Here is an 18,913-nt window from a genome sequence, read left to right as displayed (position 1 = left end):
ACTCACTCGTCCGCCGTCGACGTCGACGGTTCGGTCGCGTACGTCTCGCGGAACTCGTGGACCAGTTGGCCCATCTCGGCGTACCAGTCGTTGAGCGTCCGTTGGAGGTCGTCGGCGATCGCCTCCGAATCGGCCAGCCGGTAGACGTGACAGTAGCCACCGGTCTCGTAGGACTGCTGTTCTTTCTCGACGAGTCCACTCTGACACAGTCGCTGCACGGCGCGGTACGTCGTCGAGCGCTCGCGGTCGACCGCGGCCGCGAGGTCGTCGACGGTCATCGGACGCGACTGTTCGACGAGCGTCCGGAAACAGCGCTGTTCGAGGTCGCCGAGCCCGTGAATACACTCCAAGAGCCCCTCACACGCCATATCCTGCCGGAGGTGGTCGCGCATCGAGTTTCCCATACTCACCCTTCGGCCTCTGCCGCCAAAACAGTTGTGTGAATATTGTGCAATTAGAACTACACAGACGACTGTTGTCGCTCGACTCGACGCTGTCGGAGTTCCCGAACGCTGTTGTAGACGACGGCGCCGCTGACGAGCACTGCCGATCCGACGATGATGACGAGACTGACCGTGCTCAGCACGTCGATACCGTAGCTGTTTCCGACCTGTCGGACGGCGACGGCGATCGCACCGCCGACCAGCATCAGCCCGAAGTAGATCTTGATACCGTCTTCGTCGACCAGACTGGTCGCGGCGGTCCCGAGTCGTGCGCCGAGTGCGCTCCCGGCGAGGAGCGGAGCGACGATACTGAGGTCGACACCGCCCGACTGGGCGTACAGGAAGCTCCCGACGCCGCCGGAGACGGTGATCTGGAGGATGTCGGTGCCGACGGCGACGGCGGCCGGGACGCCGAACCCGTACATCATCGCGGGCATCAGGAGGAAACCGCCACCCACGCCCAGGAAGCCGGCGAGCACGCCGACGACGAGGCCGACCGCCAGAATCACCCACAGCGACACCGACGGTCCCCCCGTCAGCGACACCATCGGCGGGAGGCGAATCCCGGTGAACAGTCCCGTCGGTCCCTCTTCATCCGCTGTCTCGCCGCTCTCGCCGCTCTCGTTGCCCTCCTCGGTGGACGTCTGCCACGACTCGTAGACGACGAACGCGCCGACGAGACCCAACAGTCCGACGTAGGCGACGGAGATGATCATGTCGGCGAGTCCGAGCGACTCGAGGCCCAGGACGACGGTCTTCCCGGCCTCGATGCCAGCGGTCACGCTGAGCGTCATCAGCGCCGCGAGTTTGTAGTCGACCTGCCCGAGCGAGCGGTGTCTGAGCGCGCCGATGACGGACGTCCCGAACACGAACGCGAGGCCGCTGCCGACGGCTACCCGCGTGGGATACCCCATGACGATGAGCGCCGGCGTGACGAGAAAGCTCCCCCCCATCCCGAAGAACCCGAACAGGATGCCGATGAGCACTCCGAACCCCACGAAGAGCACGAGGAGAGCGAGACTCATTCCGAGTACCTCCACGACTACTCACCACCGAGTGCGTCTATCACCGTGGGACCCACCAGTCGGACGAGCCCTCCGTAGCCGACGTACAGCACGATCGCCTCGACGAGCACGAGTCCGACGAGTGCGGCGGCCTGAGCCGTTCCGGACAGCGTTTCGATTCCGAACATCGATCAGCGACCCCCGATAGTGTATGGTTTTGTACGAATCATACTATTCTGTCTACTGCACCATACCCGGCAGGGAAACTTAACAGTTTTGGGAACGAGATACAATACTGACCCCCAATTCTCGATCGGCCTCGACCGTCGGTTCCGTCAGAACGGTCCGGCCGCCGAGGGAGGCAGTCGACGACGTCTCCGCCTCGTCTTCGATTCGGCGGGACGACGTCTCCAGGCGATCGATATACGGCGGAACGGTTGGCGCGGCGGCTGGTCGGGTCCGAGAGAAATCGAGAGAAGTCAGCTCAGTTCTCGATCGACACCGACTGCGTGGACTGCTCGGACTCCGGATACTTGTCGCGGAACTCGTGGATGAGCTGTCCCATCTTCGCGTACCACTCGTTGAGCATCGTCTGCATCTCGTCTGCGATCTTCTCCGGGTTCGTCGGTCGGTAGACGTGGTAGTAACCGCCCTGGTCGTAGTTCACCTGCTCCTTCTGGATGAACCCGGTCTGCAGCAGCCGCTGGACGGAGCGGTACGCCGTCGACCGCTCGCGGCCGACCTGCTCGGCCACCTCGTCGACGGTCAGCGGTTCGGCGCTCTCGGTGAGCACCTGGAAACAACGCTTGTCGAGTTCCTTCAGCCCGTGCATACACTCCAGCAGCCCTTCACACTCCATATCCTGCTGGATCAGTTCGCTCATCGAGTTAGCCATTGTTCTTGTGTGATATATTGGTCTGCTTCGATAAAAGGTTGTCTAGTTCATGCACAATCGCGCACAGCCGTTCGGCCGTCAGTCGGCCCCGACGGCCGCCGTCGAGTCGTCTGTCATCCGGGCCCGGAGATACCCCTGAGCGTACGCGCCGAGGAACATCCCGCCGATGGCCCACAGGATCGGGAGGTTCCCGATGCCGAGACTCGCGTAGGCCGCACCCGGGCAGATCCCCGAGACCCCCCAGCCGACGCCGAAGATCGATCCGCCGAGGAGGACGTTTCGGTCCATCGACTTCAGTCGACGGGTGTACGCTCGGCCCGTCAGCGGTGCGGTCCGGTCGAGGCGGGTCGCCACGAAGAACGTGACGCCGGTAACGACCGCGGCACCCCCCATCACGAAGAGGAGCCCAAGATCCTCGAACTGGAGGAAGTTCAACACGACCTCCGGCTGTGCCATCTCACTGAAGCCGAGTCCGAACCCGAAGATCAGGCCGCCGACGAGGATCAGCGGCATGAAAAGCGGGTGGCGGTCTTCGGCACCGCTCATGGCGTTACCCCCAGTGCCTGGATCAGTTGGGCGGTCCCGATGGCGACAGCCATGAACGTGACGACGTTCGCGATCGACGTCGAGGACGCCGAGCCAACCCCGCAGACGCCGTGGCCGGAGGTACAGCCCTTACCGAGGCGCGTCCCGACGCCGACGAGGAACCCGCCGCCGAGCAGTCGCCACCACTGGACGTCGGTGGTGAACCACGCGTCGAACAGCAGTGCGTAGACGGCCGCGCCGCCGACGATGCCGAGAGTGAACACGACCCGCCAGTCGCGCGAGCGGAGGTACTTCGCCTGGTTGAATCGGGGAAGCCGCGACACGTAGGACAGCGTCGACTCGAAGAACGTGCTCGCGCCGGCGATGATGCCCGTCCCGAGGTAGATGACGGCTGCCCCGACGCCGATCAGTAGTCCACCGATGGCGTATTGGGCGACCCCGTTCGGAAACAGCGCTGCAATGTCCAACATCGTCGATCAGTTGGTCAGCGCGTCCTGGCTGGCGGCGCAGTTGTTCGGACCGAGCTCGAGCTCGAACGCCTCCTCGTCGGAGGCGTCGGACTGGCCGAGGTTCGTCGCGATGATCTCCTCGTAGTTACTCGGCCGCGGCGGCATGTCCGAGAGGATGAACTCGACGAACTCGTCTCGCTCCATCGTGAGCGCGTCCATCCGCGACTTCAAGTCGCCGAGCGACGCCACGTACGTCCCGTCGTCGCGAGGCGTCGCGGCGTCGCTGAAGTGGGCGGGAGCGACGAGCGTCTCGTCGGGGAGCGACAGCACCGTGTTCTGCAGGGTGTCGTAGAGCAACCCGGCGGCGTCCTCGGCACCCTCGTCGCCCTCTTCGAGGTCGGGGCGCGCGACGCTCTCGGTGAACAGTCCGTCGCCGGTCGCGAGCACCTCACCGTCGATCAGATACGAGGTCATCCCCGAGGTGTGCCCCGGCGTGTGGAGCACCTCGACGTCGACGTCGCCGACCGTCAGCACGTCGCCGTCGGCGACCGTCTCGTAGTCGCTGTCGTAGTCGACGCCGCGGGCGACGGCGGGTTCGGGCAGGACGGCCGTCGCGTCCGTCTCGGCGGCGAGCGTCCGGACGCCCGAGATATGGTCGGCGTGGACGTGCGTGTCGACTGCGTACTTCAGATCGGCACCGAGCGTGCGGGCGTCCTGCACGTACTCCGAGGTGAACGCACGGAGCGGGTCGATGACTGCCGCCTCGCCGTCGGAGACGACGAGGTAGGCGAGACAGCCGCTCGAGGGGCGACGGTACTGGGCGATCGTCGCCTCGGAGTCGACGTCGAGTTCGGCGTACTCGTAGATCCGCGCCCAGCCTTTCATCCCGCGTTCGAGGTTCGTCGCGTCGACGTCTTCCTCTTTCAGGAGTCCGGCGATGTACTCGCTGGAACCACCTTTCGCACAGACGACGACGACCGGCTGGTCGTCGGGGAGCCGGCTCAGGAGCTCGTCGTCGACGCCTTCGAGGAGCTCGAAGTACGGGACGTTGATCACGTCGATGCTCTCGCCGTCGATGCTCCACTTCTCGAACTCGTTCTCCGCACGGACGTCGAGGATGGTCAGCGGCTCACCGGCGTCGATCTTCGCCTTGAGATCCACTGGTTGGATAGCCTCGACCGCCACGTCCGGTTCGGGGAACTGTGAATCACTCATCTTCAACCCATACTACCGGGTCGTTCGCCTTAAGGGTTTGCATAGTATTTTGAATACTACGCAATACCGCTCCCTTGAGTTGTATCGGGTCTCCATCGAGACGCCGAGATAGCTCCGACGAGCGACTGCTCATTACCTAGTTTCACCGTGTGTACGAGCGTCTACGCGAAACGAAGATAATGTGCCTCCGTCCCACGGACCGACACACTTTTACAGTCGAAGGCGGTATTGTGGAGTAAGTCCAATAACGGACATACTAACCATGAGCAACGAGATAGACGCAACCGAGACGCTCGACGTACAGGGAGCCAACTGTCCGATGCCGGTCATCAAGACGAAGCAGGCCATCGACGGACTGTCGGCGGGCGACGTCCTCGAGGTCGTCGCCACCGACTCCGGCAGCATGAGCGACATCAAAGGCTGGGCCGACTCGACCGGTGGGGTCGAGCTCGTTGACCAGGTCGAAGGTGACGGCGTCTACACCCACTACGTCCGCAAGACGGAGTAATCCATATGAGTACTGATACAACAGACACGTCCGAGCAGGCGACTGACGGACCGGACGCCGCCACCGTCGCCGAACTCGAGTCGCGGATCGAAGAGCTGGAGGCCGACCTCGCGGCGGTCAGCGACGACGACGGACCCACGAAGATGTCCATCATCGCGACGAAAGGAACCCTCGACATGGCGTACCCGCCGCTCATCCTCGCCAGCACCGCCGCCGCCTTCGGCTGGGAGGTGCAGGTGTTCCACACCTTCTGGGGGCTCGACGTGCTCCACGAGGAGCGCTCGAAGAACCTCAAACTGAGCGCCGTCGGCAACCCCAACATGCCGATGCCGAACGCCGTCGCCGCCCTCCCGGGGATGGACTCGATGGCGACCAAGATGATGCAGAAGAAGATCGCAGACAACAACACCGCCTCCATCGAGGAGCTCATCGAGACCTCCCTCGACATGGGCGTGGAGTTCCAGGCCTGTCAGATGACCATCGAACTGATGGGATACGACGAGGACGACTTCTACGACGGCGTCACCACAGGCGTCGGGGCCGCGACTGCACTGCAGTTCATGGCCGACGCGGACGTCCAACTGCTCGTCTAACCGTCCCGTTCCGCGCCGGGCCGAGACCGGCGCACCAGTTTTCGACACCCAACCGACCAGATACAACCTTAACAGATCGACACGCGTACTTCAGAGCATGACAGACGCTATCACAGCCGCCGAACTCCGAGACCGTATCGACGACGGAACCGACTTCGAACTCGTCGACACACGCCCGAAAGACAACTACGAGTCGTGGCACATCGACGGTGCGGTGAACTACCCGTACAAACCCGACGACGAGTTCGACCCCGAGACGTTCGAAGCGGAGACCGGCGTCGAGGAAGACGACACCGTCTACACCATCTGCGCGAAGGGCATCTCCTCGGACGACTTCGCCGACGAACTCCGCACACACGGGTTCGAGGACGTCACCGTCGTCGGCGACGGGATGGAAGCCTGGAGCGCTGTCTACGACGTCGTCGAGATTCCGACGGTCTCGGAGGCCGTCGAGATCCTCCAGATCCAACGGCGCGCGAAGGGCTGTCTCGGCTATCTCGTCGGGTCGACGGCGACCCGCGAGGCGGCCGTCGTCGACGCCTCTCGTCACACCGACGAGTTCGTCGCCGCCGCCGACGAGCACGGCTACACGATCACGGACGTCTTCGACACGCACGTCCACGCCGACCACGTCTCCGGGGGGCGGGAACTCGCGGACGCAGTCGGGGCGAGCTACCATCTCGGTGCCGATGCCCGCGAGCGCGGCGTCGAGTACGAGTACGACGCGCTGACAGCGAACGACGTCGTCCGCGTCGGTGACGTCGACGTGAAGGCACTGTCGACGCCTGGCCACACCTCCGAGATGGTGAGCTATCTCGTCGACGCCGAGGCGGTGCTGACGGGCGATACGCTCTTCGTCGGCTCTGTCGGCCGGACGGAGCTCCAGTTCGGTGGCGGCGGGGCCGCCGACGGGGCGCGACTGCTCTACCGGTCGCTCCACCGGACGCTGCTCGCCGAACCCGACAGCGTCACCGTTCTCCCCGGCCACTTCGCACTGAGCAACGAGGGCGAGGCGAGCGACGGGACGCCGGGCGAGCCGATCCTCGCCAGCGTCGGCGACCTCCGACGCGGACAGGAGCTGCTGCAGGTCGACGAGGAGACGTTCGTCGACCGACTCACCGACCGTCTCCCGGAGAAGCCGCCGAACTACCAGCGAGTCATCGACGTCAACACGGGTCGCCGCCGCCTCGACGAGGGGGAGGCGACGGAGTTGGAACTCGGCCCGAACCGGTGTGCGGCGAGCGACTGACGCCGCTGCCGCCGCCGCTCAGCGACCAGCTATCGACTCGACGCTCGGCGTCTCGTCGCTCGAGACGTGGTCGAGCGCGACGGTCATCACCGGGACGGGTGCGGCGGTGACGACGCGCTGGGCGGCGCTGCCGAGCATGTTACGGCGGAAATCCGCACCGCGCGTCCCCATCATCACGAGATCGACGCCGTTCTCCTCGACGTAGCCGAGGATCTCGTCGCTCGGACTCCCAGTCCGGACGTCGGCGACGACGTCGACCCCGGCCTGCCGGAGCAGCGCCGCGGCCGTGTCGGTCACCTCGCGCCCCTCGGCGTCGAGTTCGGCGGCCACGTCGCCGACGAGGTCGTCGCTGAGCGTCAGGAACGCGCGGTCGTCGACGACGTAGAGGACGTGGACCGTCGCGTCCTGCCAGTCGGCGAGGGCCGCGACGTGGTCGACGAGCGCGTCGGTCGTCTCGCTGCCGTCGGTCGGAAAGAGAATCGTGGAGTACACAGGAAGAGATAGTCGGGCAACGGCTAAGATCGTCCGGTCGGTTCCCACGACCCGAGAACGATCGACAGCCGGAGTGCCGTCGATCGAAGACGGCGTGTCGCTCGTTCGGCAGACGTTCACTCGGACGCTCGCTCGTTCGTCTCGAACTCGAAGGCGCGGACCGCCTCGAGCGACGGGATCGACGACTGAGCGCCGGCCGTCTCGATGCTCAGCGAGGCCGCCACCGTCGCGGTCTCGACCGCCGCACGGAGCGACGCGCCGCGGGACAGTTCGGCGGCGAGATAGCCGTTGAACGTGTCGCCCGCGCCCGTCGTGTCGACGGGTGTCGCCGGCGGCGGGGAGACGGCGAACGTCTCGTCGTCCTCGACGAGCACGTCGTCGGGGCCGCGCGTCCGGACGACCGTCCCGTCGAAGTCGGCGAGGGCGTCGCCGAGTGCGGCGTACTCGTGTTCGTTCGGTCGGACGACGTCGACCGCCGGGTGGACGACGAGTCGCTCCGCGCCGTCGACGGGCGCGGGGTCGACGATGACGGTCGGCGACTGCTCGCCCGCCGCGAGCAGGTCGAGGAGTGCGACGACCGGCGCGACCGGGATCTCGTTCTGCAGGAGGAGACAGTCCGCTCGTCGCACCCGCCCGACGTGGGCCTCGACGTAGCGTCGGTCGACCTGTCCGTTCGCCCCCTCGACGATGGCGATCCGGTTCTCGCCGTGTTCGTCGAGGAAGATGTAGGCCTTCCCGGTCTCGCCGTCGCCGACGTGGACGTGCGAGACGTCGACGCCGGCGTCTCGGAGGCCGTCGAGGACGCCGAAGGCGTGTTCGTCGACGCCGACCTTCCCGAGCAGCGTCGTCTCCGCGCCCCCCCGGGCGGCTGCGACCGCCTGGTTAGCCCCCTTCCCCCCGTGGAACACGTCCTGCGTGAGGTCGGCGACCTCGTCCGGCACGTCCGTCACCCGGACGGTCGACCCCGAGGCCGGAAACCACTCGTACGTCTCGACCAGTCGGTCCAGTGCGGCGGTTTCGAGGCTACTGACGAGGTCGACGTTGACGCTTCCGAGACTGACGACGGAACCCATTCGCTCTAACCGCCGGTGCGTCGGCCCGTAATCTCGTCGATGTCGAGGCGGACGCCGACCGGTTCGAGGTCGTCGATGGACTCGCCGAACACGCGAAGCGGCGCGTAGTCGCGGTCTCGCTCGTCGACGGCGGGCACCTCGTCGTCGCCGACGCGGGACAACGGTCCGCGGACGACGACGCTCCACGAGGTGTCCGCTTCCGAGTCGTAGTCGTAGACGAGCAGACACCCCCGTTCGGTCGTGTCGAGGAACGCCATCTTCTCGCTGCCTTCGTGCTCGCCGAGACGGAAGTAGACGACGCCGTCTTCGTAGTGGTACGCCACGGGTATCGCGTAGGCCTCGTCGCCGTCGGCCAGCGCGAGCGTCCCCGTCCCGTGGGTCCGGAGGAGTTCCTCGAGTTCTGTCTCCTCCATGCCGAACGTGTACGTGTACTCGATGTCTCTCATCGGTGGGTGTACGACGGCCGGGAGAAAGACTCTACTGGCGTGTGAGGCTGGACCCGCTGCTCGGTCGGCACAAATCGTCAGTACCGTCGTCGTTCGTCTCTCCCGTCGACAGACTGTCGTACTGGACCGACGCCGCAGAACGGACAGCTGCTCGGGCCGCCTGTGTGTGTGTCTGTCTCGGTGGCGCTCGTAGACGTGCAGTTCGTGCTGAGACGTCAAAATCGCTCTGCCACATATAAATGGTGGGGGAGAAACCGCAAGACGGCGTTGGGGCACAACTGCGCTCCCAAACTGTTTGGGAACGAGGTTGAATAGGGATAGGTGTCTTGAACAGAGTACGCAGAAGGAGTCCGAGACTATGAGCACGGTGGGAACACAACAACACGAGAGCAAGGGGAACGCGGTCGACGTCGACCCGGAGGACGACGTCGAAGAGGAGACAGAGCAGCAGGAGCTGGAGACCGACGACCTGTTCCACATCCTGCAGAACCAGCGTCGCCGGCGCGTCCTGAAGTTCCTTCAGGACTACGACGAGGGCGAGCAGGTCGACATGCGCGACGTCGCCGAGCAGGTCGCCGCCTGGGAACACGAGACGACCGTCCAACAGCTCAGCTCCAACGAGCGGCAGCGCGTCTACATCGCGCTGTACCAGAGTCACCTGCCGAAGCTCGACGAGAAGGGCGTCCTGGAGTACAACCAGAGTCGCGGCATCGTCGAGCGAACGCCAGTCGCCGACCAGTTCGACCCGTATCTGGACGTCGACGGCGCCGACGACGAGGAGACGCCGGCGACCGCCGACGAACCCGTGACGACCGAGGCGACGGCCGAACCGACGACCGCCGGTCGGAGTTCGACGAGCTACTACAGCGGCGCGACGGCGCTCGGCCTCGCGCTGACCGCGATGTCCTGGGTCGGCGTCGCACCGACCGCCGTGACGAGCTACCTCGCGACGTTCATCACCGGGATGTTCGCCTTCATCACCATCGGTCTCAACTACCAGCGGTACGCCTGAACCGAGCCGACACCGTCGAGTAGCCCCACCCGGACCGCAGTCGACGGGTGGACGCAGAAGAGTCAGGTTCGTTCACCTCCTATCGTCCGTCATGTCCAGCACTGTCCTCGTCGCAGGGGCCAGCGGCGGCACCGGCCGACGTCTCCTCGAACGGCTCGCCACGACCGACGTCCGCGTCCGTGCGCTGACGCGTTCGTGTCGCAAGGTCGACGACCTCGAAGCGCTCGGCGCCGACGAGGTCGTCGTCGGCGACCTCCTCGACCCGGCGGACGCCGCGACGGCCGCGAAAGGCTGTGACGCGGTGCTCTGTGCGGTCGGGACGACGCCCGGCCTCGCCGACCTCTTGGGCGAACCGGTCGTCGACGACGCCGGCGTGCGGAACCTCGTCAACGCAGCCGTCGCCGCCGACGTCGACCGGTTCGTCCTCGAGAGCTCGCTCGGTGTGGGAGACTCCCGAGAGCAGGCACCGCTCGGCCTCCGCCTCGTCCTCTGGCGCTATCTGGCCGCGAAGAACCGCGCCGAGGCGTGGCTCCGCTCGTCGGGACTCACCTACACGGTCTTCCGTCCCGGCAAGCTGACGGACGACCCGGCCTCCGGCGACGTGCTCGTCGGGGAGGGCGGGGCCACGGTCTCCGGAGCCATCTCCCGCGACGACGTCGCCCGACTGATGGTCGCGGCGCTGTCGACGCCCGAGGCGGCGGACCGGACGTTCGAGGTGGTCGAACACGGTCGGAGCCACGGCCCGACGCGCGGGTTAGTCGACGTCGACTGGCAGTTCGCGCCGGAGCCGACCGACTCCGATATCGGGGTTGACTCCGACTCCGACGGCCCGATCCGGATCGAGGTCACCGAAGCCGAGTCCGACGAGAACGAAGATAGCAACGTCGACGACTCAGAGGCGTAGCCGAGGGGACTATTCGAACTCGGGCGCCCACGTCCCCTCCAGCTCCTCGTCGCTGCGGCGTTGTTCGACGTAGTAGACTCGCGTGTCGCGGATCCGCCGCAGCAGGTTCATCCCCTCCTCGTCCTCGTCGAATCGGACCACCCAGTAGCCGGTGTCGGCGTCGAACCAGAGGCTCTCCTCCGGCAGGTCTTGCAGCCGCTCGACGCCGTCGGGGCCGTCGTACACGATCTGTGCCATTCGTTCACGTAGGTCACGCGAGTGAATAAGGGTTGGCGTGATGGCGTGACACGGCGCGACAACAGCTATGTCGCTCGCTCCCCTCAGTTCCTGCATACGACGCGGCAGTCGTGTCGACAGCTATGTCCGACCTGACACTCCCTGCGAAGCGCGTCCACGGCGGGACGGTCGCCGACCGACTCACCGACACCGTCCGGACGCGCGTGCTCCCGGCCCGCTATCTGCGGCGCAACGCGACCGGCGACGTCGTCGAGACGCCGGCGGAACTGTTCGACCGGGTCGCGACCGCCGTCGCGGAAGCGGAAGCCGCGTACGGCGGCGACGTCGACCACTGGACCGACCGCTTCGGCGAGCGACTCGCCGGCCTCGAGTTCGTCCCCAACTCGCCGACGCTGATGAACGCCGGTACCGACGGCCAGCTGTCGGCCTGTTTCGTCATCTCGCCGCAAGACTCGCTGGACAGCATCTTCGCGACGCTCGGACGGGCCGCGAAGGTGTTTCAGAGCGGCGGCGGCGTCGGCTACGACTTCTCGCGACTCCGGCCGCAGGGCGCCCCCGTCCGGTCGACCGGCGGCGTCGCCAGCGGCCCCGTCTCGTTCATGCAGGTGTTCGACACGATGTGCGAACAGCTCCGACAGGGCGGGCGTCGCCGCGGCGCGCAGATGGCGATCCTCCGCGTCGACCACCCCGACGTCGGCCGCTTCTGCGTCGCCAAGCGAGCGGAGAACGAGCTCGCGAACTTCAACGTCTCGGTCGCCGTCACCGACGCGTTCCTCGCGGCCGTCAGGGCCGACGAGGACTACCCGCTCGTCGACCCTCAGACGGGGGAGCGACACGTCGCCACCGACGCCACCGTCGCCTTCTACAGCCCCGCGTTCGCCGACGCAGCGCCCGAACGCGTCGACGCGAACCTCTGGCGCGACTACGCGGCCGCGGTTCCGGGGCTCGACGCCTACCGCGACCGACTCGACGTCGCCGTCGGCGACCCGCTGTCGTTACCGGCCGGTCTCGTCTGGACGCTCGCCGTCGACGGCGCGTGGCGAAACGGCGAACCCGGCCTGTTCGCACTCGACACGACCAACCGCGACCACTCGTTCGACGTCGACCGGTTCCCGACGCACCGGATCGCGGCGACGAACCCCTGCGGCGAGCAGCCGCTGGAGAACTTCGAGGCCTGCACGCTCGGCCACGTCAACCTCTCGCTCGTCGTGAACGAGGGCGTGACGCCGTGGTTCGAACGCGACCGGGCGAGCGAAGACGGGAACGACGAGGAGACCACCGGGGACGGAGCCGCCCTCGCGGCCGACGTCGAGCGGTTGCTCGCCGACGCCGTCGACTTCGACCGTCTCCGGGACGTCGTCCACGACGGCGTCCGCTTCCTCGACGACGTGCTCACCGTCTCGACGTTCCCCGTCGACGAGATCGCCGACGCCGTCCGCGACGGCCGGAAGATCGGTCTCGGCGTGATGGGGTTCGCCGAACTGCTGATCCAACTCGGCGTCCGCTACGGGTCGCCGGCGTCGGTCGAGGTCGCCCGGCAGGTGATGGCGTTCGTCGACCGCGAGTCGAAACTGGCGAGCCACCACCTCGCACTCGAACGGGGGACGTTCCCGACGTGGAGCGAGTCGAAGTGGGCGACGCCGACGCGGTATCCCGACTGGTTCCGCCGACACGGCGGTCTCGACCCCGACGACTGGCCCGACAGGTTCCCGCTCCGGAACCACAACACGACGACGGTCGCCCCCACGGGGACGACGGGGATGATCGCCGACACCACCAGCGGTTGCGAACCGCTGTTCGACGTGGTCAACTTCCGGAACGCCGACGAAGACGTCCAGGGTGCAGAGCGCCTCGTCGAGGTCGACTCGTACTTCCTCGACGTGCTCGCGGCGAACGGGTACGACCCCGAGGCGGTCCGCGCGGAGGCGCTGTCGCTGCTCGAGGCGGGGCGCTTCGAGGGGCCGTCGAGTCTCTCGGTACCGCCGGCGCTCGCGTCGCTCTTTGTCACGGCCCACGCGATCCCCCCGGCGGAACACGTCCGGGTACAGGCGGCGTTCCAAGAACACGTCGACAGCGGCGTCTCGAAGACGGTGAACCTCCGGGAGACGGCGACGCGTGACGACGTCGCCGCCGCGTTCGAGTTGGCGCTCGCGACGGGGTGTAAGGGTATCACCGTCTACCGCGACCGGTCGCGGCGGACGCAGGTGCTGACGACGCGGCCGACCACTCGCGACGAGAGTTCAGACGTTGGCCGCGACCGTGACCGCGACGTCGCGACGGGCGACGACCGCCCCGCCAGCGAGCGGTGGTGTCGTCGCTGTTGACCGGCTCCTCCCTTCTTATTCCTCCCACGTCGCTGCGGTCACTCGGAGCAGGCCGTCGTGGTACGACGCCTCCACCGACCGGTGGTCGATGGGGTCGGGGAGGCGGACGACCCGACTCACCTCGCGACGTCGCGTCGGGAGGAACCGTCGCTTGCGGTCCGGGACGCTCGCGGCGATCCGGATCCGGCGGCCGTGGACCGAGACGTCGATGTCCTGCGTGCGGAGTCCAGGAAGGAGCGCGGAGACGACGTACTCGTCGCCGAACCGTTCGACGTCGACGGGGAGTGACCCGTCGCTTCCGGGCGTCGTCGGGAGGTCGTCGAGCGATGCGTCGCCGCTCTCGTCTGTGGTTGCCATGGGTTCGCACCTCGAACGGAGAACTACGACGAGCGAGCTGATAACGTCGCGTGTCGCAGTCCCTTCCTTCTTCAGGCGGTCGCGCTCGACCCGTCGTTCCTCTGCTCGCCGCTCTCGACGTCGAGCACGAGCGACTCCCCGTCGCGACCGAACTGTGTGCCGAACGCCGCCGACAGGTCGACCATCCGGTCGCGACTCCACTCCGCGACGTGGGCGGGCGCGGGGTCAACCGAACAGTTCGCGATCTCGGTCGGGGAGAGCCGAACCGACTCCACGTCACCGGCCGTCGTCACGACCACCTCGAACAGGAAGCTCCGGTCGTTCCGGAGGTCCGGGTCGACCGCGTAGTCGTCGACGAAGTCGCCCGTGTCGTAGAGGATGGGGACGCCGCGGTACAGTTCGACCCCCTGGAAGACGTGCGCGCTGTGGCCGTGGACGAGGTCGACGCCCGACTCGACCAGCCAGTGGGCGAACCGCTGGAACGACTTCGGCGGACGTTCGACCATGTTCGGCCCCCAGTGAAGCGAGGCGACGACCAGGTCGGGGTCGCTCTCGTGGGCGGCGGCGAGCGCTCGCTCGACCCGCGAGCGGTCGTCTTCGCGAGCGACGTCGAAGTACGCCGTCCCCGGGGAGTCGTCGGTGGCGGCGAACTCGGGAGTGTTGTCGGTGAACCCGACGAGCGCGACGGTGAGTTCGCCGACGTCGACGACGGCAGGTTGCCACGCGTCGTCCTCGTCGACGCCGGCACCGCAGAAGGGAATGTGTGCGTCGTCGAGCGCGTCGAACGTGTCGTCGAGCGCGTCGGCCCCGAAGTCGAGCACGTGGTTGTTCGCCAGCGTGACCCACGAGACGCCGGCGCGGGTGAGCGCCGGCAGCGCCCAGTTGGGGTCCGCACGGAAGTGATACGGGTGGTAGGTGACGGCCCACGGCGACCCGCGGGTGGAGAGACAGCACTCGAGGTTGACGAACAGCCCGTCGAGCGCGCGCAACCGGTCGTACGTCGACCCCCAGACCGCTTCTGGCGGCCGCCGCTCGGCGCGCTGACGGTCGTCGACGTTCCGCCCGAGCATCACGTCGCCGGTGAAGCCGAGATGGAGGCGGTCCATGCGTAGAGAGACGGGCCCCAGCGGAATGGCCGCGTCGCTCGTATCGACGGACAGTCCGCCCGCCCGACGCGTCCGGCGGAACGCTCATGTCGCTGTCCGCTGTGCGTTCGGTCGATGCGAGAGATCGACGGCGGTTCGGGCGGCGGACAGATACTCCGCACGGCGCTGGCGCTGTCGATGCTGACCGACACCCCGGTTCGACTGACTGACGTCCGGGGGTCGCGGTCGACGCCCGGTCTCCGACCCCAACATCTCGCCGGGGTCCGCGTCGCGGAGGCCGTCAGCGACGCCTCGGTGTCGGGTGCGGAGGTCGGCGCGACCGAACTCACCTTCGCTCCAGACGAGGTCACCGGCGGCAGTTACCAGTTCGACATCGGGACGGCCGGCAGCGTCACGCTCCTGTTCGAGACGCTGCTCCCGCTGGCGACGGCGCTCGACGAACCGCTCTCGCTGTCGGCGACGGGCGGCACCGACGTGAACTGGTCGCCGTCGATGGCCTATTACGAGCGGGTGAAACTCCCGCTTCTCGCCCGGTTCGGCCTCGACGCCGAGGTGACGCTCCACCGCAGCGGGTTCTACCCCGCCGGCGGCGGGCGGGCGACGCTCCGTCTCGGTCCGTCGTCGTTGTCGAGGGTCGATCTCACCGACCGCGGGCCGCTCGACCTGGTCGTCGTCCACTCGAAGGCGAGCACGTCGCTGGAGAACAAGTCGGTGGCGACGCGGCAGGCCGACGCCGCCACCGAGTCGCTCTCGGAGCGCGACGTCACACACGCCGTCGAGGAACCCGCCTACGTCCCGGCCACGTCGTCGGGGTCCGCCCTCCTGCTCGAGGCGCGCTACCGCGAGAGTCTGGCCGGGTTCGACGCGCTGGGCGAACGCGGCAAGTCCTCGGAGGCGGTCGCCGAGGAGGCGGTCGCCGCGTTCGAGGCGTTCGAGTCGACGACCGCCGCCGTCGACGTCCACCTCGCGGACCAGCTGGTCGTCTTGCTGGCGCTCGGCGGCGGCCGCGTCCGGATCCCCCGGATGACCTCCCACGTCCGGACGAACCTCGACGTCGTCGAAGCGTTCGGCGGGTCGGTGACCTGCATCGACGCGGCCGACGGGACGGTGCTGGTCGAGGTCGTCGACCGGATCGAGTGAGCGAACGTGTGATAAGTCAACACATCACTTAGTACTTGCTCTCGGAGCGCGTACTCTCCGACGATGTCCTCCGACACCGAAATCGCCCTCATCGACGCCGTCCGCACGCCGCACGGAACGCTCCTCGGACCGCTGGCCGACCACTCGGCGGTCGACCTCGGGACGGTCGCAGTGGAGGGGTTGTTCGAGCGAACTGACGTCGACCCCGACCTGATCGACTGGGTCGGCCTCGGCCACGCGCTGCAGGCCGGTCTCGGACAGGTCCCCGCCCGACAGGTCGTGTTGAACGCCGACCTGCCGCCGTCGACGCCGGCGACGACGATCAACGAGGCGTCGGGGTCCGGTCTCCGGGCTATCGCCCTCGGCGTCGACCGGCTGCTCGCCGGTCGTCGAGAGTTCGCCGTCGCCGGCGGGATGGAGTCGATGTCGAACGCGCCGTACCTGCTCCACGAGCTGCGGCGGGGTCGACGCTACGGTGACACGAAACTGGTCGACTCGATGATCTACGATGCGCTGTGGGACGTCACCGAGGACGCCCACATGGGCGAGTTGACCGAGGCGCTGGTCGACCGCGTCGACATCAGTCGCGAGGCACAGGACGAGTACGCCGCCCAGAGCCACCAACGGGCCGTCGACGCCAGAGAACACGGGACGTTCGACGACGAGATCGTCCCCGTCCCCGTCGGCGACGACGTGCTCGACGAGGACGACGGTCCACGGGCCGACACGACGCTCGAGGGACTCGCCCGACTGTCGCCCGCGTTCGTCGAAGACGGGACGATAACCGCCGGGAACGCCTCCGACCTCAGCGACGGCGCGGGTGCGGTCCTGCTCGGGTCGGAGTCGGCGACGCTCGACGCCGGTTTCGACCCGTTGGCGTGGATCGTCGACTACCACGTCGCCTACCGCGACCCCAAGTGGTTCGGGATGGCCGTCGGCGACGCGGTACAGGGGCTGTTGCGAGCGAACGACCTCGCCGTCGACGACGTCGACTCCTTCGAGTTGAACGAGGCGTTCGCCGCCCAGATGGTGTACGTCCGCGAGCGCTGCGGTATCCCCACGGAGAAACTGAACCCGAACGGCGGCGCGATCGCGCTCGGTCACCCCATCGGCGCCAGCGGCGGGATGTTGACGACGTCGCTCGTCCACCGGATGGTCGAGCGCGGTTCGACCTACGGCGTCGTCGGGATGAGTGTCGGCGGCGGCGGCGGCATCGCCATGCTGTTGCGACGGTAACCCGGCGGGTCGGTCCGTCGTTTCAGACTGACTCTCCGGTCGGGAACAGCCGTTTTTGCGCTCTGCGGGCGTAGTGATACGGATGAGCGATTCGAGTAACTCGACCGATTCGACCGATTCCGAACGGGCCCCAGCCGACGACGTGGACGGCCTCCCGGCCGTCACGCGCCTCGAAGAGAACGTCTACGAGATCGAACGGTCGGGCGAGATGCGCGTCCCGGCGCGCATCTACGCTTCGGAGAAACTGCTCGAGGAGATGCGAGCGCCGGGCGACCTAACGCTGAAGCAGGTACGCAACGTCGCCACCCTGCCGGGCATCCAGCGGTTCGCCGCCGTGATGCCCGACGGCCACCAGGGGTACGGGTTCCCCATCGGTGGTGTCGCCGCCGTCGACATGGAAAGTGGCGTCATCAGTCCCGGCGGTATCGGCTTCGACATCAACTGCGGCGTCCGCCTGTTGCGGACGAACCTGACGTACGACGACGTTCGCGGACTGGAGAACGACCTCGTGGGAGCACTCTACCGACTGATTCCGACCGGGACGGGAAAGGGTGGCGTCGTCTCCATCGGCCTCGACAACTTGGAGGGAATCTTGGAGAGCGGGATGATGTGGATGCGCGACCACGGCTACGCCACCGACGCGGACCTCGAACACTGCGAGGAGAACGGCCGGTTGCCGGGCGACCCCTCGAAGGTCTCGGAGATGGCGAAACAGCGCGGCGTCAAGCAGTTGGGGTCGCTCGGGTCGGGCAACCACTTCCTCGAGGTCCAGCGCGTCGCCGAGATCTACGACGAGACGCCGGCAGCCGCGTTCGGCCTCGAACTCGATCAGGTGGTCGTGATGATCCACTCGGGGTCGCGCGGACTCGGCCACCAGACCTGCACCGACTACATCCGGAGGTTCGAGAAGGCGTATCCGACGGTCGCCGCGTCGCTCCCGGACCGCCAACTCATCTACGCGCCCCTCGCCGACTCGCTGGCCGACGACTACCGGCTGGGGATGTACGCCGCCGCCAACTTCGCGTGGGCGAACCGGCAGGCGATGACGGACGCGGTCCGGCAGGTGTTCGCCGAGTTCTTCGACGACCCGACGGTCGAGCTGGTGTACGATGTCTGTCACAACGTCGCAAAGGAAGAGCCCCACGAGATCGACGGCCGTCGGAAGACGGTGCTCGTCCACCGAAAGGGGGCGACCCGGGCGTTCCCCGCGGGTCGCGAGGAGGTGCCGGTCGCCTACCGGGACATCGGCCAGCCGGTGTTCATCCCCGGGAGTATGGGAACTCACTCGTACGTTCTCTGCGGCGGCCCCGAGTCGTTGGAACGCAGTTTCGGGTCGACCGCTCACGGCGCCGGACGGCTAAAGTCGCGGACGCAGGCGAAGAAGGAGTACCGCGCGGGCGACCTACAGCGCGAACTGCGCGAGCAACAGATCTACGTCCGGGCGCGGTCGGGGGCAACCGTCGCGGAGGAGGCACCCGGCGCGTACAAGGACATCGACGAGGTGGTCCGCGTGAGCGACGCGCTCGGTATCGGGACGACGGTGGCGCGGCTGCGACCGGTCGTGAACATCAAGGGGTGAGGTTCAGAGCAGCGCGACGCCGATAGCGTTCGTGGAGGGCATCGTCACTCGGATTCGTGGGCGTCTGACAAGTCAGCTCCGCCTGCAGTCGTCGGGGCGGCACGT

22 protein-coding genes are annotated in these 18,913 nt (G+C 67.2%); 9 read left to right on the top strand and 13 right to left on the bottom strand.

Annotated elements, in window-relative coordinates; translation table 11 throughout:
• Nucleotides 1-2: 2 nt before the first annotated feature.
• The 7 genes from BSG17_RS01290 to BSG17_RS01265 form a co-directional block, all read right to left on the bottom strand.
• The gene (locus tag BSG17_RS01290) at nt 3-404 is read right to left on the bottom strand and encodes a helix-turn-helix domain-containing protein (protein ID WP_089820658.1); all 402 of its coding nucleotides are present in this window, start codon (nt 402-404) and stop codon (nt 3-5) included.
• A 56-nt stretch (nt 405-460) separates the two neighbouring features.
• A complete protein-coding gene (locus BSG17_RS01285; protein WP_170864681.1) occupies nt 461-1,468 on the bottom strand; it encodes a sulfite exporter TauE/SafE family protein in 1,008 nt (335 codons plus the stop codon).
• 17 nt (nt 1,469-1,485) lie between these two features.
• Entirely contained in the window at nt 1,486-1,635 is a 150-nt protein-coding gene (locus BSG17_RS26695) for a DUF7512 family protein (RefSeq protein ID WP_170864680.1), read from the bottom strand.
• Between the two features lie 296 nt (nt 1,636-1,931).
• Nucleotides 1,932-2,342, bottom strand: coding sequence for a helix-turn-helix domain-containing protein (locus BSG17_RS01280; protein ID WP_089820656.1), 411 nt, complete (start codon nt 2,340-2,342; stop codon nt 1,932-1,934).
• Nucleotides 2,343-2,420: 78 nt separating this feature from the next.
• Nucleotides 2,421-2,888, bottom strand: a complete 468-nt coding sequence (locus tag BSG17_RS01275; protein WP_089820655.1) for a DUF6691 family protein — start codon at nt 2,886-2,888, stop codon at nt 2,421-2,423.
• Nucleotides 2,885-3,358: a YeeE/YedE family protein gene (locus BSG17_RS01270; protein WP_089820654.1), complete on the bottom strand. Its 474-nt coding sequence runs from the start codon at nt 3,356-3,358 to the stop codon at nt 2,885-2,887. Before BSG17_RS01270 ends, BSG17_RS01275 begins: the two co-directional genes overlap by 4 nt.
• 6 nt (nt 3,359-3,364) lie before the next feature.
• Nucleotides 3,365-4,552 carry an MBL fold metallo-hydrolase gene (locus BSG17_RS01265; RefSeq protein WP_089820653.1) on the bottom strand — a complete coding sequence of 396 codons (1,188 nt, stop codon included), beginning with the start codon at nt 4,550-4,552 and terminating at the stop codon, nt 3,365-3,367.
• A gap of 262 nt (nt 4,553-4,814) precedes the next feature.
• Here BSG17_RS01265 and BSG17_RS01260 point away from each other — a divergent pair, with 262 nt between their 5' ends.
• The 3 genes from BSG17_RS01260 (at nt 4,815) to BSG17_RS01250 (ending at nt 6,902) form a co-directional block, all read left to right on the top strand.
• Nucleotides 4,815-5,060, top strand: coding sequence for a sulfurtransferase TusA family protein (locus BSG17_RS01260; protein ID WP_089820652.1), 246 nt, complete (start codon nt 4,815-4,817; stop codon nt 5,058-5,060).
• Between the two features lie 5 nt (nt 5,061-5,065).
• A complete protein-coding gene (locus BSG17_RS01255) occupies nt 5,066-5,653 on the top strand; it encodes a DsrE/DsrF/DrsH-like family protein (protein WP_089820651.1) in 588 nt (195 codons plus the stop codon).
• A gap of 97 nt (nt 5,654-5,750) precedes the next feature.
• The gene (locus BSG17_RS01250; protein ID WP_089820650.1) at nt 5,751-6,902 is read left to right on the top strand and encodes an MBL fold metallo-hydrolase; all 1,152 of its coding nucleotides are present in this window, start codon (nt 5,751-5,753) and stop codon (nt 6,900-6,902) included.
• A gap of 18 nt (nt 6,903-6,920) precedes the next feature.
• Here BSG17_RS01250 and BSG17_RS01245 read toward each other — a convergent pair whose 3' ends face one another.
• The 3 genes from BSG17_RS01245 to BSG17_RS01235 all read right to left on the bottom strand — a co-directional run bounded on the left by BSG17_RS01245 (nt 6,921) and on the right by BSG17_RS01235 (nt 8,913).
• Entirely contained in the window at nt 6,921-7,394 is a 474-nt protein-coding gene (locus BSG17_RS01245) for a universal stress protein (protein ID WP_089820649.1), read from the bottom strand.
• A gap of 116 nt (nt 7,395-7,510) precedes the next feature.
• Nucleotides 7,511-8,467 (bottom strand): ribokinase, encoded by a 957-nt coding sequence (locus BSG17_RS01240; RefSeq protein ID WP_089820648.1) that lies wholly within the window; start codon nt 8,465-8,467, stop codon nt 7,511-7,513.
• Between the two features lie 5 nt (nt 8,468-8,472).
• Nucleotides 8,473-8,913: a pyridoxamine 5'-phosphate oxidase family protein gene (locus BSG17_RS01235; protein ID WP_089820647.1), complete on the bottom strand. Its 441-nt coding sequence runs from the start codon at nt 8,911-8,913 to the stop codon at nt 8,473-8,475.
• A gap of 358 nt (nt 8,914-9,271) precedes the next feature.
• On the opposite strand from BSG17_RS01235, the gene BSG17_RS01230 reads away from it, so the two are divergent.
• Nucleotides 9,272-9,925, top strand: coding sequence for a DUF7344 domain-containing protein (locus tag BSG17_RS01230; protein ID WP_089820646.1), 654 nt, complete (start codon nt 9,272-9,274; stop codon nt 9,923-9,925).
• Between the two features lie 91 nt (nt 9,926-10,016).
• A complete protein-coding gene (locus BSG17_RS01225) occupies nt 10,017-10,829 on the top strand; it encodes an SDR family oxidoreductase (protein ID WP_089820645.1) in 813 nt (270 codons plus the stop codon).
• A gap of 9 nt (nt 10,830-10,838) precedes the next feature.
• On the opposite strand, the gene BSG17_RS01220 is transcribed toward BSG17_RS01225, so the two are convergent.
• Nucleotides 10,839-11,066: a hypothetical protein gene (locus BSG17_RS01220; RefSeq protein ID WP_089820644.1), complete on the bottom strand. Its 228-nt coding sequence runs from the start codon at nt 11,064-11,066 to the stop codon at nt 10,839-10,841.
• 122 nt (nt 11,067-11,188) lie between these two features.
• On the opposite strand from BSG17_RS01220, the gene BSG17_RS01215 reads away from it, so the two are divergent.
• A complete protein-coding gene (locus BSG17_RS01215) occupies nt 11,189-13,390 on the top strand; it encodes an adenosylcobalamin-dependent ribonucleoside-diphosphate reductase (RefSeq protein WP_089820643.1) in 2,202 nt (733 codons plus the stop codon).
• A gap of 15 nt (nt 13,391-13,405) precedes the next feature.
• Here BSG17_RS01215 and BSG17_RS01210 read toward each other — a convergent pair whose 3' ends face one another.
• Both BSG17_RS01210 and BSG17_RS01205 read right to left on the bottom strand, forming a co-directional pair.
• On the bottom strand, nt 13,406-13,747 hold the full coding sequence (locus BSG17_RS01210) for an Hsp20/alpha crystallin family protein (protein ID WP_089820642.1): 342 nt from the start codon (nt 13,745-13,747) through the stop codon (nt 13,406-13,408).
• 71 nt (nt 13,748-13,818) lie between these two features.
• The gene (locus BSG17_RS01205; RefSeq protein WP_089820641.1) at nt 13,819-14,853 is read right to left on the bottom strand and encodes a CapA family protein; all 1,035 of its coding nucleotides are present in this window, start codon (nt 14,851-14,853) and stop codon (nt 13,819-13,821) included.
• 114 nt (nt 14,854-14,967) lie between these two features.
• On the opposite strand from BSG17_RS01205, the gene rtcA reads away from it, so the two are divergent.
• From rtcA to BSG17_RS01190, 3 genes are all read left to right on the top strand, one after another.
• Nucleotides 14,968-15,993 carry an RNA 3'-terminal phosphate cyclase gene (rtcA, locus tag BSG17_RS01200; protein ID WP_089820640.1) on the top strand — a complete coding sequence of 342 codons (1,026 nt, stop codon included), beginning with the start codon at nt 14,968-14,970 and terminating at the stop codon, nt 15,991-15,993.
• A 63-nt stretch (nt 15,994-16,056) separates the two neighbouring features.
• Nucleotides 16,057-17,229 carry a thiolase family protein gene (locus tag BSG17_RS01195; RefSeq protein ID WP_089820639.1) on the top strand — a complete coding sequence of 391 codons (1,173 nt, stop codon included), beginning with the start codon at nt 16,057-16,059 and terminating at the stop codon, nt 17,227-17,229.
• Between the two features lie 82 nt (nt 17,230-17,311).
• Entirely contained in the window at nt 17,312-18,808 is a 1,497-nt protein-coding gene (locus BSG17_RS01190; RefSeq protein WP_089820638.1) for an RtcB family protein, read from the top strand.
• Nucleotides 18,809-18,913: the final 105 nt, after the last annotated feature.

It is taken from the genome of Halogranum amylolyticum, assembly GCF_900110465.1.
GTDB classification, from domain to species: Archaea; Halobacteriota; Halobacteria; order Halobacteriales; family Haloferacaceae; genus Halogranum; species Halogranum amylolyticum.
This window is presented reverse-complemented; position numbering and strand designations above follow the sequence as displayed.